This window comes from Gimesia algae (assembly GCF_007746795.1).
Taxonomy (GTDB): domain Bacteria; phylum Planctomycetota; class Planctomycetia; order Planctomycetales; family Planctomycetaceae; genus Gimesia; species Gimesia algae.
Genome location: NZ_CP036343.1, coordinates 2,919,630 through 2,934,492, shown reverse-complemented (window position 1 = coordinate 2,934,492; position 14,863 = coordinate 2,919,630). Strand labels below are relative to the sequence as shown.

Below are 14,863 nucleotides of genomic sequence, written 5' to 3'. Positions count from 1 at the left end.
GGGACTCACAAAGGTAAGCTATGTCGAGTTATCGATCCACCGGGTCTCTGGGCTTCTCGAGCAGTTGGATGTGCCCCTTACAGAATTTACACGCAGCGACTGTATCCAGGTATTTGTGGGCAATGCGCAATTCCTGTCGGCAGTGCGGACAACTGGTGTAAAATCCCTGGGAGATGGCTTTACTCGCATCAATTCTCAAAGCGAAAGGGGCCTGGCAGAATTTGCAGGAGACCTGTTTGCCCAGGTATTTTTTATGGACGCGTAATTCTTTGCGGCAGTCTGGGCACTGGAAGAAATATCCGACCGGGTAAGCATCACAGCAGGTAGCCAGTTCTTTCAGTGGGTGGAAAGCAGGGATCTCAACTGTGTCGTGCTCCAGGTCATCGTTGAGCAGTTCACGGCAGGTTTGACAGTGTACCAGATTTGCAGGCATGTCCTCCCCACATTGTGGGCAGGGGCCACCGGGCCAGGCGGGCATAATAAATCCTTGTTTTCAATCAGTCAGTATTCAGGTTACTGAAGTTTTGAGACGGCCCGTTGTCTCGGTTGAGGTTTGATTTTCTAAATTCGACGGAAATTGTTTATGGAAATGTTTGAGCTTTAAGAATTGTCCGTATTTTAATTATAGCAGATGCCAGAGCAGATTGAATCAAAAATTCTCCAACGTTCCGCCTTGATTCCCGATGGAAGCTTATTTTGCAGGTTGCAGGCAATACAGGTTTTTAAAGGTCCGCAGAAACATCTGGCCATTAGCAACGACTACGGTCGCATGACTGGGGTCTCCGAGTTTGACCTTTCCGTGCGATTTGAACTGGGGCGAAGCTTCAATCATAGCGAGATCACCATTTTCGTTGATGCAGTACAGGACGCCGTTAATGCAGACGGGAGAGCTGCTGAAGTCGCCGTCAACACGTTCCGTCCAGATGTTTGTCTGAGTTGCCAGATCGACACAACTGACGACGCCGGCATCTCCCCAGAGGTAGAGGTGTCCTTCGTAGACAACCGGAGTCGGAACGTAGGGGAGCTTGGCAGAACGCTGATATTTGATGTGGCTCTCTTTGATGTTACCGGAGCCGGAAGGATCTACGCCGTACAGCAGCTTACCTCTGCCGCCGCCGCCGCAGGTTGCGAAAATCAGGCCTTCGCCATACACGGGGGAAGAAACCGTTCGCTGAGGAAACTCTCCCGTGGTCCAGTTCAGTTTCCCAGTTTCGGGATCGAGGCTGCTGACGCCTGTTGCCCCGCTGACACAAATCAGTTGCGGTCCGGTATTGGGGTGATTGATAATGATGGGGGTCGCATAGGAAGTCCGACGGACCGCCCGCTCTGCCTGCCAGACTGTTTTGCCGGTCAGTTTATTAAACGCGGTGACAAAACTGGGACCCTGTTGGTCGTTGGTGGCGATGACCAGGTCTTTATAGATGATGGGAGAGCTGCCATGCCCGTGCTGGCTCATAAAGGCTCCCAGGTTGCGTTCCCAGATTTTGTTGCCTTCCAGATCGTAGGCAATCAGCAGATAGGATTCTTCATCCGCAAATTCGACATAGACATGTTCGCCGTCGGTGGCGGGAGTGCTGGAAGCCCAGCTCCCCTTGCGATGTTTATGGCTCTTTTTGAGTTTGGTTTCCCGGCGCCATTTTTCTTTTCCGGTTTTAGGGTCGATGCAGAACAGATAGCGGGTTTCGCCATCATCGATGGCCGATGTGACAAACAGGTTATTTTCCCAGATGGTAGGTGACGAGTGTCCTATTCCAGGCAGTTCCATGTGCCAGGCGTAGTCTTTCTCGGTCCACTCCAGCGGGAAGCCTTTTTCATCCGAAATACCTGAGCCGTCGGCTCCCCGAAAGCGAGGCCAGTTCTCTGCCTGCAGTGCGGTCAGAGCTGTAAGCGAGCAGCATACAATCAGCAGGATCCGCAGGGTAGGAGTAAAACAGCGGTTGGAAAGTAGTCTGTTCATGGGGGATTCTCGTTTGAGGCAGGATGTAATTCAGATTTCACACAATAAGCTTGACGAATTTTATGTTCTGGTGCAAGTTAATTGAATATAATAAATGTCCGGGCTATCGTAAGTAAATAGGGCGTACTGATTTCGGCAATGTTTGCGGGGCGGGTGCCTGTTGGCTTTTTCATGAGGGATCACGTTCGCTGAATTTACCGCAGTGGAACCAGTCCTGTGTCATCATACATGCATAATTCTGAAAAGAAAAACTCAAACGTGACTTCCTCAGTAGCATATCTGATCGTTCAGGAGCTGGAAGAGCGGGGTAAAGTGTATCGCCTGGTAGATCGCCAGGTTACGACCATCGGTCGTGCACCGACGAACCGGATTGTGCTCGACGATGAGGTCTGCAGCCGCAATCATTGTGAGATCTTCTACAGTGACTCAGCCTGGTACATCCGCGATCTGGGGAGCCGAAACGGGACACTGGTGCAGGGAATCGCTATCAGTCAGGACTATGAACTTCAGGACGGGGATGTCGTAGAGATCGGTGACAGTCAGGCGATCTTTACATTTGATGTTTCCCGTTTCTCCTCGCGTCCCACGTCAGATGGCTCCAGTGCCGAACTGGAGAGTGCGACCATGGGAGCGGGTCATCAGTCCAGCTGGGATGAGTTCAATGTTCCCGAGATCATACAGCGGAAAAGTCATACCCGTTTTCACACGCCCCCTCCTGTCTCTCATTCGGATCGGGATCGGGATCGCGATCGAACCAGTCGTGAGCTGGGGCGCCTGTATCGCCTGGCGCTGGATATGGGTAATGTCCAGTCCGAGCAGGAACTGTCGCAGATCGTCTTAAATGGTCTGTTTGAAGGGACGAGTGCGGACATCGGAGCCATCCTGTATTTCGATCCGACTCAGCAACAGCCACGCAAACCGGAAAATCTGAAAGTCATCGCGTTTCAATCGGTTGATGAGCTGCCTTATCAGAAGCCTTCTCATTTTCTTTCCGAGATGGTCTTTGCTGAGGGGGATGCGATTCTGGCTCATAATATCGCGGATGACAGCAAGTTGTCGACGCGGGACAGCCTGGGAAAGATCCATGCACAAAGTGTCATCTGTGCGCCGTTGCGGAATAAACGGGGGGTTGCGGGGCTGATCCACCTGTATTCGACCAACCCTGATAATCCACTGGATTCTGATGACCTGGAGTTCACACTGGCTCTGGCGGATCAGCTGGCGATTTCGTTTGAGAACCTGAGTGAGAAGCTGCGGCTCTCCGATGGTCTGGCGCGGATGGAAGGTGAAAACAAAGCGCTGAGGGAGCAGCTGGAGCTCGAGAGTGAGCTGGTGGGAAAGAGCCCCAGCATGACAGCGATGAAGGCACAGATCCTGCGGATCGCTCCTACAGATGCCAGTGTGCTGATTCGTGGTGAGAGCGGCGTTGGTAAAGAGCTGGTGGCACGAGCCATTCATTTCAACAGCCAACGAAAGAAACAGCCGTTTGTCTGTATGAACTGTGCGGCTCTCAGCGAAGGTCTGCTGGAGAGTGAGTTGTTCGGGCATGAGAAGGGAGCATTTACAGGAGCCACCGGTCAGAAGCCTGGTAAATTCGAACAGGCACACAAAGGGACCCTGTTTCTGGATGAAGTCGGGGAAATGTCTCTGGGGGTGCAGGCAAAGTTTCTGCGTGTACTGGAAGGTCATTCCTTTGAGCGTGTGGGGGGTAGCGTATCAATTAAAGTTGATGTGAGAGTGGTTGCTGCAACAAACCGGGATATGGAAAAAGCCGTCGCCAAAGGAATATTTCGGCAGGATCTTTATTTTCGACTGCACGTGGTGGAGGTCAGTGTGGACCCGCTACGTATACGTGCGGATGACATCCTGCTGCTGGCGGATTATTTTCTGAATCGTTTTGTGGTTAAAACAGGCCGGCCGATTCGTGGTTTCACCGAGGAAGCGAAGGAACTGCTGGAAGCGTATCACTGGCCGGGTAATGTCCGCGAACTGCAGAATACGATCGAGCGGGCTTTCATATTGTGTACCAGCGACATCCTGGATGCTTCGGATATCCAGTTGTCCGCTGTGGGAATGGAGAGTGACCCCCAAAATGTGCTCCCCGCGGCACATTCCCGGTTTCGGGAAGTCTCACTGGAGATCGTGGAGCAGGAGCATATTCTGGCGGTGCTGAATAATACCAACTGGAATAAATCGCGGTCGGCACAAATTCTCGGAATCGAGCGCTCCACTCTGGATCGAAAACTGAAACGATATGGTATCCATCGCCCCTGAATTGTGAACGAGTGCTACTGTTGAAAGGAGTCACCATGTGGTTTTGATTCATCAAAATCCAGCAGATTCAGCCGAAACAGAGGATGAAGTCTGTATCTCAGGGGGGAGTTGCCTGTTGAGGGATTCGATTTCAGAGTAGTTTGCAAAAATGTCAAAAATCTTGTTGACATTTTACCATAAAAACTAAAGAATTGTCCTAGAAACAGGGGATACCTAATAGGTGTCCTCTCTTGCGGTTTTCAACTGCAGCCAAAAAAACTCGGGATGTTTTTTAACCACTAATTTAGAAGAGTTTCCCACCTGAAAAAACTTCCCACACCCTTGGAGGGTGTTGCTTTCAATCTCCCAAATAACGCAATGGATGCGTACGCTACGAGCGATTGAATTTCTCGGTTTGGTAGAGATGACTGATTGTTTTGTTCCACGTAGAAGGTTTGTCCACTCATATAGTTTGGGTGGAGATTCTGGACTTTTGTAATTGTTGTTGGAGAAAGAAGAAGAGAATGTCGGCATTTTTGATGGGTACGGATGACGTTGAGACTCTTTCATACGAACTTGAAGATGATCAGTCATTGGTCAGCTACGAAGATGGTGATTACCAGAATTTTTCTGGTGAAGGGTACGATCCCAACTTCGATGCTTTGTTCGGTGAAGAAGAGTACCGTGAAATGGGCATTAACCCAGACGAAGCAACACAGGCAAAGCCCGGTTCAGAACAGAAAGTTCTGATGCTGGCTGCACGCTATGCTGCTGGTCTTCCACTCTGGAATAACAGTGATTGTTATGATCACGGTCCAGGAGAAAACCTGCTGCAGGGACTTCTTGCTTAAAATCATCGATTTCGCAGTGTCTTTTTTTCACGTTGCGAATCGTTATGTTTTCGATAGAAAAGGGTCTTCAGGCAATTGACTGAAGACCCTTTCCTTGCGCTAAGGCAGAATGTTTCGTTCGATCCGGTTCTGTGAACAGGTGGACTGATGACATGAGGCGAAGGACCCTGTTTGGAGTCTTGCTCTATGTCACAACCGGTTTGATCACTACTGCCTCCGAGAAGGCTGAGGAGGCCCGCGGTTGCCCTGGGCCGGGAAAGCTGCTCCAGAGGGAGTGCAGGCAGAGTGTCCACACTTCAACAGCGAGATTCCTGTCGAAAGCCAGCAGAGAATATCTCAAACTGGCAGGACAGGTTCTACGGGTACGATCTTCCAGGCTGGGCCCTGATACGTCCGCTGAGCAACTACATCTGGCTTTATCTGGCTGTGAGAGGCTATGACGCTGCAGACAGCGCCAGATTGCTTCAGATCCCGTTTCTGATTCTACAGGGGGAGCGGGATTATCAAGTGACGATGGATGACTTCACAAAGTGGAAACAGGCTCTGGTGCGCATTACATTTAACCATAGCGTCTCACAATCTATTATACTCGGTCCAAATGGCCCTGGAGACGCTACAGGAAAACTGGACACAGTCTCGGGAGCCGGAAGGATGTCAGGTTCATCTCCTAACCGAAACTGAACCTCCTCTTTATGGCGGGTGAGGGGCCGGGACCTCCCGCAGAAGACATGATTCCCGGCAATGTGGCAGCGGAAGTGGTTCGGGATATCACGGCCTGGATCGGCGATTAGAAGTAGTTCATTGATCAACTTTTGAAGGCAGGCGACTATGGCTGATTTACCTGATTTCAGGCTCTGGTTCGAGGCGGGGTTACTTGTTGGCGGGCGCTGCTGCAGATGTTCGCACACTTTTTGTGCATCCCTCAGAGTAGTCGCAAAAAAACGACGCACACGGTCACTTAAAATACCGGCAATCATATTTGCAGCGGGTTAAGATTCGGTTCAAAGTTGAATTGATTAAGTGTTGTGTGTTGAAACAGATACGAGGATCGCGTATCACTGTCAGCGTCTCGTGGTTGCTGTTTTTTGGGAACAGTTTTCTTTTCGGCACATGATTCGCGACTGTCCTGAAAACAGTACCAAACAAAGTCGACACACTTTTTTTAAGTTGGATGATTGCAATGTCTTTGCAAATTTTACAAAAGCCAGAGCGTCCCGTTGCAGAAGAAACAATCACAGCAGAAGCTCTTATGGAGCGTGTAGAAAGCACGCCTCCCCGGGAAGTTGCCCAGCGGTTCACCGCAGCCTGGGATACCTGTCCTGCTCCTGCCAAGCTGGAGTCAGAGATTCTGTCAGGCACGCATCGTCAGGTCCAGAATGTCAAAGTTCGCTGTGATCATGCAGGAATTACCGTGTACGGAGTCAGCTCCAGTTACTACTTGAAGCAGCTGGTGACACAGACCGTGCAGACATTTGCACCCTCGATTCCACTGATGAATCGAGTACTGGTTCAGGCCAAATAGCCTGTTGCAGATCGATTGAAGCATCTGCGGGGCACGTGGGCCTCTGGTTGTGGGAAACTGAGATGCTTCACCTTTTTTCTGCGGGACTCGAAACTGACCGGATGTCTGACGACTTTCTTTCAGCTGTCTGGAGCGAAACGATATAAAAAAAGCGGCATGAGAACATTCTCATGCCGCTTTTGTTTTTTCCGTCCTGAAATGAAATCAGTCTTCAATCTCCAGTACTTCGAATCGGAGTGTGCCTGAAGGCACTGCCACTTCGACTTTGTCTCCCACTTTTTTGTTGAGCAGGCCTTCTGCGAGTGGGCTGGATGTGAGAATCTTCATGACTTCACCCATGTAGTCTTCTTCGCCCGGTCCTACGAACTCGTATTTCTCATCCAGTCCGTCATCCAGGTTTTTTACGGTCACGATTGAGCCAAAGGTAACGACCCCTTTAGGCATCGTAGATTTATCGGCGATATAACAATTGGCCAGTTTGGATTTCAACTGGTTAATTTTCGCCTGCGTCATCCCCTGTGCTTCCCGCTGGGCGTGGTATTCGGTATTTTCTTTCAAATCACCTTCCGCACGGGCTTCTGCGATACTTTCTGCGATCTCAGGCATTCTTTCGCTTTCGAGATAACGAATTTCTTCGCGCAGTTTGTCGTACCCTTCTTGTGTGATTGGATGACGGTCCATCTTTTTGACTCCCGATTCGTGATAACTTCAGTTTTTAGATTCAGTATATAGCAAAAACGGGCGACGCGGAGTGCCACCCGTTTTTACAAAGACTTGTTATGCAGGCATTATAACAGAAAACGTGCCCGCAATGCTATGCTATTTCAACCCATTGCTTGTCTTTCGCACTTTGCAGAACGGCGTCACAGACTTTCTGCGTTTCCAGTGCCGCACGGAAGTCCGGCTGGGTTGGTTTACCGGTATCGAGTCCCTGGAAGAAGTCTGCCAAAGCGTTGGTAAATGTGTGTTCGTATCCGATGGTACAACCGGGAACCCACCAGTGATCCATGTAAGGATGCTCGAAGTTGGTGACGTGAATCCGCCGCCAGCCGGTGATATGGTCTTCGACTTTCTTACCGGTGGTGGGGTTAGCGTATTCGAAATACTGCAGGATCTGCGGATCTTCCAGATCGAAGAAGACAGAGCCGTCTTCGCCGTTCAATTCGAACGTATTGAAGTTTTTGCGTCCGCGGGCGTAGCGGGAGCTTTCAAAAGTACCCATCGAGCCATTGGCGAAGCGCGCCAGAAACATGCAGGCGTCGTCAATTTCGACTTTCGTCTTTTCGCCGGTTTCCTGGTGAACGCGTTCTTTGATAAAGGTTTCTGTGGCGGCGGAGACCGAAGTGATCGGCCCGTTGAGCCAGATCGCCGAATCGATCGAATGTGCCAGCAGGTCGCCTGTCACGCCGCTCCCCGCGACTTTCGCGTCCAGACGCCAGAGTGTCGCACCCCCCTGGGGAACGTCTTCAGCGATCGTCCAGTCCTGCAGGTACTGGGCCCGGTAGTGGAAGGGTCGCCCGATGCGTTTTTCATCGACGAGTTGCTTGGCCAGTGTAATGGCAGGGACACGGCGGTAGTTGAACCAGACCATGTTCGCGACGCCTGCTTTTTCGATGGCGTCTGTCATCGCGACTGCTTCTGCGGTGTTCATGGCCAGCGGTTTTTCGCAGAGCACCATTTTACCGGCTTCGGCAGCGGCAATGGCGATATCGTGATGGGAGTTGTTGGGGGTCGTGATATCGATCAGGTCGATGTCATCACGTTCGATCAGCTTGCGCCAGTCGGTTTCGTAGGACTCCCAGCCCCAGTTGTCAGCGAAGTCTTTGATCTTGTCTTCGCTGCGGGCACAGCAGGCCTGCAGGACAGGCGTGTGTTCGATATCGAAAAATTTTCCGACTTGTCTATAAGCATTGGAGTGGGTACGTCCCATGAATCCGTAGCCGATCAGGCCGACACGTACGGGCTTGCTCATTGGTGTGACTCCTTCAATATAAAAATACAGGTTGAGATTGAAATAAATTTAAGCAGGATCAGGACCAGCCGTGGGCTTTTCTGACATTAATCATGGCTTCCAGAATATCATTCCAGGTCTGCGGGCTCATCATGATTTCGTTGGAGAACATGCAGCCATCCCAGCAGATGTGTTCGAATTGCTTCGTGGGATTGCCGCTTTCATCTTTGAGCCAGTAACCGGCCCGTTTGACGATATCGAGCTTTCCGTTGGGGTCTTTCGGCAGGCAGTGGCGGCCGGTCTTATCGTGTGAACCGGTGCCGTGCACGGTGCCGTCATTCTGGGCGACGTGGAAATCAATCGTCCAGGGACGCAGGGCGTCGGTCAGGGTTTTATAAGCGGCGTCAAAAGTCGCTTCGTCATTCCAGTCGAAGTCCTCGGGGAGCAGACGGTCTTCAGGGGCGTTATATCCCATCAGGTAGAGCAGGGTGTGCGACATGTCTGCCTGGAAACCGAGTGTGTCGGGACGATCCACCATTTCCAGCAGTTGCACCATGCGTTTCCAGCTGTGCATACCACCCCAGCAGATTTCGCCTTCAGCGGCGAGGCGTTCGCCATGATCGGCGGCAATGTCGGCGGCCTGTTTGAAAGTCTCGGCGATTTTGGCCTGATTGCCTTCCGGATCGCCAACCCAGTCGCCGACACCGGCTGCAGAGTCAAGACGCACAACGCCATAAGGACGGACGCCCAGTTCACGCAGTTTTTTAGCAATGGTACAGCCTTTGAGTACCTGTTCGAGGAACTGTCCGCGTTCTTCGGCGCTCCCCATGGCGGAGCCACCTCCTGTGGGAGGCCAGACAGGAGCCACGACGGAACCGATCACCAGGTTGCGGCTCTGGACTTTTTCGGCCAGTTGTTTCAAATCATCGTCGGTGGAGTCGATGCTGACGTGAGGATCGAACAGGAACAGATCTGTCCCGTCAAATTTGATGCCATCGACTTCCGCGGCGGCGGTCAGGTCGAGCATTGTGTCCAGGTCGATAGGAGGTTCAGAATCAGGGCCTTTACCGACTACTCCCGGCCAGGCAGCGTTATGAAGTTTGGGTAAGGTGTTAGCTGCGTTATCACTCATGAGATGGTCCTTCATGTTAGCAGGAGTTGAGAGATCAAAAAGAAAACTGCCCGAGAGTTCGGGCAGTTCCTGTGTGATGGATCGGTTTTATTTACGGTAATCACCGATGTTGGGTGCACTCGGGCAGGCATCGGGGCCGAAGTAGCGGAGTGAAACCAAAGGTTCACTGCCAGTATTCTCAATTGTGACACCAGCCTGAGCGGTTTTTTCTGTCACGAAGACCTCATCTTCGGTCATTTCGCCGAAGCGAATCATGGCAGGCGTCTGCAGTCGCAGATTGCCGATGGAGCCTTCACCCTGAACTGTAATCCAGCTGTAAGCGCCGGTGTCTTTGATGGTGACTTTGGCGCCGGGATCAACGGTCAGTTCCTTGGCAGTAAAGAGCTGTTCGCCTTTGACTTTACCGTACACGATCCAGCGATCGACATACCCGTCGGCAGCAGTATCACCAATCGCGATGGGTTCGAGGTAGTTATTGTCCTTGAAGTTGGGATCGACGTTGGCTTCCCAGTCGAGGGCTTCGACGAGATATTCGTTATCGTCGTGCTTGTCTTCGGGGAAATCTTTCGTCAGCAGAGAGCGGGGAACCGCGCGGCCTTCGACCATTGACTGGTACATGCCGAACACGTCACTACCCCACTGTGGTTCGTAGGTGACGAGACTTCCGGGAGCGTGCAGTACGCAGGGAGGAATCAGCCAGCCGGTACCCGGTTTGAGGCGATAGGCTTTGGAGAGATCGAGAATGCCGTTATCACCGTCGTTCCAGCGGTCCAGACAGTCAATCACATCCTGTTTGGTGGTGCCGGGTTCCAGCCCCATGAATGTGTACGGGAAGTTATTCCCGATGGCGTTCATCTGGGGTGGGAAGTAGTACGATTCCGGTTTGCCTTCCTGGCCAACTTTGGCAGCCTGTTCGGCGTTCTGGTGCATGTGGTGAGGAATCGGTCCCATGTTATCGAAGAATTTGGAATAGACGGGCCAGCGGTTGTACTTACCCCAGATGGTATCGCCGATGATTTCGGCTCCCAGTTCGCTGATAGCGTCCCGCAGAGTGAATTTTTCACCGCCGAACACACAGTAGCTTAAACCTTCATCATCGGGAGCGCCTTCGTTGGCAGCGACAGTGGTAGAGCCAAACCAGCGTTCATCGATCCCCCCACGGTGGGTACCTAATGCATAGTAATCATTGGGGTGCAGTTTCAGGCGACGACCAGGCTGCAGAAATGATCGGGGAACCCAGGTTGGCGACAAACGAAAAATTCCACCACCTTCAGTCAGCGCATCGGCGGCTAATTTGGCAACGTTAGACATTCTTTCCTCTTCTTTATTCGTGTTGAACTGGCGCATGTTCTTTGGCAACCCTGATGACGACCTCACCGAAAGCATCATCCTGTGAAGGGCTCTGGAACACAGGCAAATTGAATGACTGTCGAAAAACGACCTGAATCAATGATTTTATTGTGATGTTTCCCCCCGTTTTTGCAAAGGAAACCGAATTGTTTTTGCCGCTTAATTTGAAAGAATCACGGTCAAACTCGGTGTGAGTGTTGACTTTGTTGATTCTAAACAACCATTATAAAATCAGGGTGATGACGCGTTCGGATGCTGTGAATCAGCTCAGCAGATTGAGCTGAATTCTTTTTCCGTGTCTAAAGCTTTACCAGTGTTGGCAGAACAGAATCTGGATAAAGCGGGCAATCCTTTCTGAGCAGTTCCTTGTCGTCATCGTAATCGGGCTTAGAATGTACGTTTTGAATCTTTTAATTAGCAGAAGTCGATCAGATGACGGCTCTGCAGAGAAATTTAGTCGGATCAGGAAATAATGACAAAAGTTGCCATCATGGGAGCCACCGGTTATGCGGCTCTGGAACTCATCAAAATTCTGCTGCGAAATCCAGATGTTGAAATCGTGGCATTGACCTCTCGTTCCGAAGAGTCGCCGCATATCAGCGAGATCCATCCCTGTTTGACGGGACGCCTGGATCTGTGCTGTGAGGCACTGGCGCCAGCCGAGATTGCCGAACGTTCCGATTTCGTATTCTGTGCACTGCCGCATGTGGCCAGCATGGAAGTCATTCCGGACCTGCTGGCAGAAGGCTGCCGGGTGGTGGATCTGAGTGCTGACTACCGGTTGAGTGATCCTGCCGTCTATGAAAAATGGTATCATCATGTGCACATCGATCCCACGCGACTGGGAAGTACCGTGTATGGCCTGCCCGAGCTGTGGGCGGACAGAATACCGGACGCCGATCTGATTGCCAACCCTGGCTGTTATACAAGCACGGCGATTCTGGGGCTGGCGCCGTTGATGGCCGCCGGCCTGATTGAGCCGACGGGGATTATTATTGACGCCAAGAGTGGTGTGAGTGGTGCCGGCCGGAATCCGAAGCTGGGAACTCTCTATCCCGAATGCAATGAAAGTATCACCGCGTATGGAGTTGGCACCCATCGCCATACGCCGGAGATTGAAGAAGTACTGACCACCGTTGGCGGGGAAGAAGTGAAGGTGACGTTCACGCCTCACCTGACGCCGATGAACCGGGGGATACTGGCGACCATGTATCCCCGTCTGACGAAACCCGCCAGCCGCGAAGAACTGCTGGACGTCTATCGGTCTTTTTATGAAGGCAAGTCGTTCGTCCGAATTATTGATGCGATCCCGGCGACGAAGAATGTTTCGGGTACCAATTACTGTGATATTTCGGTGCAATTTGCCGGCGATCAATTGATTGTGTTCTCAGCCATCGATAATTTGATCAAGGGGGCAGCCGGTGTTGCCGTCCAGAATTTCAATCTGATGGCCGGTTACCCGGAAACAACGGGCCTGATCGTCTGAAACTATTTATTACGCTGAGGAGAAGCAGTTGACTGCTGACATGATTTTACCCCAGGGATTTCGTTCCGCCGGCCTGGCCTGTGGTATCAAAGAAAAAAAAACGACCTTTGATTTATCACTGTTTGTCTCAGATGTGCCTTGTGCCGGAGCGGGCGTGTTTACGAAAAATCAGGTGTGCGGTGCCCCGGTGAAAGTTTCCCGCGAACGGGTGCCCGGCGATTCGCTGCGCGCGGTTGTGATCAACTCAGGCAATGCGAATGCCTGTACCGGGGAGCGGGGAATTGAAGATGCAAAATGGATGACCGGCCTGGTGGCCGACGGTTTGGCTGTTGCTGCGGAAGACGTGCTGGTCTGTTCGACGGGGATCATTGGACGCTTTCTGCCTCGTACTCCAATTGAAGCCGGAATACCGGCAGCGATCGAACAACTGGGGGCGGATTCAGAAGCCTTTCTGAATGCGGCGCGAGGAATGATGACGACCGATACGGTTCCCAAGCAGGCAATGCGTGTTGTGAATGTCGGCGGACAGGAAATCCGGGTGAGCGGTGTCGCGAAAGGGGCAGCGATGATTGCCCCCAATATGGCGACCATGTTATCGGTGATCATGACAGATGCGCCCCTCGATGCGGCTCAAACCGATCAAATGTTAAGGCATGCCGTCGATCGCAGTTTCAACTGTGTTTCTGTAGAAGGACATACCAGTACCAGTGATACCGTGTTTCTGCTGGCCAATGGTGCCTCGGGAGCAGAAGCGTTATCGGAGGCGGAACTGGGGCAGTTACAGACCGCGCTGGATGAAGTCGCGATGGAACTGGGACAGGCGATTATCCGGGATGCGGAAGGGGCCGACCATTTCGTGACGATTGAAGTTTCCGGGGCAGCAGAGCGAGCAGACGCAATGGAAATTGCCCGCACGATTGCCAATGACGCGCTGGTGAAAACAGCGATTGCCGGCTCCGATCCCAACTGGGGGCGGATTGTTTCAGCCACCGGACGGACCAGTGTGAAGCTGAATGAGCGGGACATTGTACTGCATATCAACGGAACACTGATTTATACGGAAGGGAGGCCTGCTGAATATAACGAGCAGGCAATCTCGGATGGGATTCAGCAGAATCGGGATGTACTCATTCAGATTCAACTACCATTTGGAGAGGAGACGGTTGTGTTCTGGACCAGCGATCTGACGCAGGAATATGTGCGGCTGAACTCGGAATATACTACCTGATCAGACCGGTATCATTCGAACAAAAAAGAGCGGGAGTTTTCAAGAAAACTCCCGCTCCTGTATTACCCTCAGCATGCTGGCCCGCAATTGGGGATGCTGAGGAAAAACTCGATTCAGCCTGCTGGTTAGCAGCGGTGTCTACAGTCGCATCTCTCATTCCGACAGGTTTCGAGATGCGACTTGCTATGAGGACACGTATTACTTCTCAGTAACTTTGAATCCTTTTTCGAAGGCTTTGTCATTGAAGATCAGTTTGATCTGTGCATCGCCTTCTGCTTTCGCTGCTTTGCCTTTGCAGTTACCGCAGCAGAATTTCACTTCTGTACCAGCAACAGTCACTGACTGAGCAGGATTCACTGGTTTGCCGGCGAAGGGGCAGTTGACCTGTTTGGCCTGTTTGGTTGCAACCAGCTGCATGTTGGCTTTGGCAGCGAACTTTTTAGGGTTAGCTGTGAAAGCGGCTTTGCATTTGCCACAGCAGAGGCTGACTTTGCCACCTTTGTAGTCGACTGTCTGTGCCGGGTTGGCTGGCTTACCGGCCACGGGGCAGACTGCTTTACCTTCTTCAGCAGCAAAGCTCTGACCAACAAATGCAGCGACTGCTACTAAGGCAGCGATTGATAATACTTGACGCATGGGTTTCTCCTTGAAAATTAAAAAGTGTGTCATTGTTACGAAATTTGACAGTACATATACGAAATTAAGATCCGTTCCGGTTTTCCGCTGCAGAAATCAGATTCGACAGGGGACAGCGCAAGAGTCAGACCAGAGTGTCTTCTGCTTGAGAACGGCGCGGGTCAAACTGGTTTTGAATGAAAACCAGTGATTCATCAATCCTGTATGGACAGTTGGTCAATGTCAGGCGAGCACGCTAGCGAGCGTGCGGACCATTTCGGCCAACGTGTCATTCCAGGTCTGATATGAGACTAGATTAACCAGAGGCAGAAGTGCGCGCAAAATTCCCCTGAGGAGTAAGCAATTTCAGGAGGATGCCGCTCAAAATTGCGTGAAGCGGCAGGGCGAACAGAGTGAGTGAGCTGAGAAGTCAGATCGATGGTTTCGAATTGACTGCGTAATTGCTGCGCTAACTCGATTGATTTTACAGAGACGGTTGCTGCGGTCTGTGAAAAAGT

The 14,863-nt window shown here is 51.6% G+C and carries 13 protein-coding genes; 6 read left to right on the top strand and 7 right to left on the bottom strand.

Translation table 11 applies throughout. The features are described from left to right. Nucleotides 1-28 precede the first annotated feature (28 nt). Together Pan161_RS10660 and Pan161_RS10655 are read right to left on the bottom strand one after the other, a co-directional pair. Complete coding sequence (locus Pan161_RS10660) at nt 29-478, bottom strand: hypothetical protein (protein WP_145226599.1); 450 nt, start codon at nt 476-478, stop codon at nt 29-31. 213 nt (nt 479-691) lie between these two features. Continuing rightward, nucleotides 692-1,957 (bottom strand): PQQ-like beta-propeller repeat protein, encoded by a 1,266-nt coding sequence (locus Pan161_RS10655; protein WP_145226597.1) that lies wholly within the window; start codon nt 1,955-1,957, stop codon nt 692-694. 258 nt (nt 1,958-2,215) lie between these two features. On the opposite strand from Pan161_RS10655, the gene Pan161_RS10650 reads away from it, so the two are divergent. The 4 genes from Pan161_RS10650 (at nt 2,216) to Pan161_RS10635 (ending at nt 6,583) form a co-directional block, all read left to right on the top strand. Further along, nucleotides 2,216-4,231 carry a sigma 54-interacting transcriptional regulator gene (locus Pan161_RS10650; protein ID WP_232103691.1) on the top strand — a complete coding sequence of 672 codons (2,016 nt, stop codon included), beginning with the start codon at nt 2,216-2,218 and terminating at the stop codon, nt 4,229-4,231. A 503-nt stretch (nt 4,232-4,734) separates the two neighbouring features. Then, on the top strand, nt 4,735-5,061 hold the full coding sequence (locus Pan161_RS10645; RefSeq protein ID WP_145226595.1) for a hypothetical protein: 327 nt from the start codon (nt 4,735-4,737) through the stop codon (nt 5,059-5,061). A gap of 285 nt (nt 5,062-5,346) precedes the next feature. Next, the gene (locus tag Pan161_RS10640) at nt 5,347-5,742 is read left to right on the top strand and encodes a hypothetical protein (protein ID WP_145226593.1); all 396 of its coding nucleotides are present in this window, start codon (nt 5,347-5,349) and stop codon (nt 5,740-5,742) included. 499 nt (nt 5,743-6,241) lie between these two features. Next, nucleotides 6,242-6,583: a hypothetical protein gene (locus tag Pan161_RS10635; RefSeq protein WP_145226591.1), complete on the top strand. Its 342-nt coding sequence runs from the start codon at nt 6,242-6,244 to the stop codon at nt 6,581-6,583. A 204-nt stretch (nt 6,584-6,787) separates the two neighbouring features. On the opposite strand, the gene greA is transcribed toward Pan161_RS10635, so the two are convergent. The 4 genes from greA to Pan161_RS10615 all read right to left on the bottom strand — a co-directional run bounded on the left by greA (nt 6,788) and on the right by Pan161_RS10615 (nt 10,977). After that, entirely contained in the window at nt 6,788-7,264 is a 477-nt protein-coding gene (gene greA / locus Pan161_RS10630) for a transcription elongation factor GreA (RefSeq protein ID WP_145226589.1), read from the bottom strand. 133 nt (nt 7,265-7,397) lie between these two features. Beyond that, on the bottom strand, nt 7,398-8,555 hold the full coding sequence (locus tag Pan161_RS10625; RefSeq protein ID WP_145226587.1) for a Gfo/Idh/MocA family protein: 1,158 nt from the start codon (nt 8,553-8,555) through the stop codon (nt 7,398-7,400). Between the two features lie 58 nt (nt 8,556-8,613). After that, nucleotides 8,614-9,666, bottom strand: coding sequence for a sugar phosphate isomerase/epimerase family protein (locus Pan161_RS10620; protein WP_145226585.1), 1,053 nt, complete (start codon nt 9,664-9,666; stop codon nt 8,614-8,616). A gap of 87 nt (nt 9,667-9,753) precedes the next feature. Continuing rightward, nucleotides 9,754-10,977, bottom strand: coding sequence for a cupin domain-containing protein (locus Pan161_RS10615; RefSeq protein WP_145226583.1), 1,224 nt, complete (start codon nt 10,975-10,977; stop codon nt 9,754-9,756). 511 nt (nt 10,978-11,488) lie between these two features. Between Pan161_RS10615 and argC the strand changes: the two genes are divergently transcribed. Both argC and argJ read left to right on the top strand, forming a co-directional pair. Further along, nucleotides 11,489-12,502, top strand: coding sequence for an N-acetyl-gamma-glutamyl-phosphate reductase (gene argC / locus Pan161_RS10610; protein ID WP_145226581.1), 1,014 nt, complete (start codon nt 11,489-11,491; stop codon nt 12,500-12,502). 28 nt (nt 12,503-12,530) lie between these two features. Beyond that, entirely contained in the window at nt 12,531-13,730 is a 1,200-nt protein-coding gene (argJ, locus tag Pan161_RS10605) for a bifunctional glutamate N-acetyltransferase/amino-acid acetyltransferase ArgJ (RefSeq protein WP_232103690.1), read from the top strand. A gap of 198 nt (nt 13,731-13,928) precedes the next feature. On the opposite strand, the gene Pan161_RS10600 is transcribed toward argJ, so the two are convergent. After that, nucleotides 13,929-14,366 (bottom strand): hypothetical protein, encoded by a 438-nt coding sequence (locus tag Pan161_RS10600; protein ID WP_145226579.1) that lies wholly within the window; start codon nt 14,364-14,366, stop codon nt 13,929-13,931. Nucleotides 14,367-14,863 lie beyond the last annotated feature (497 nt).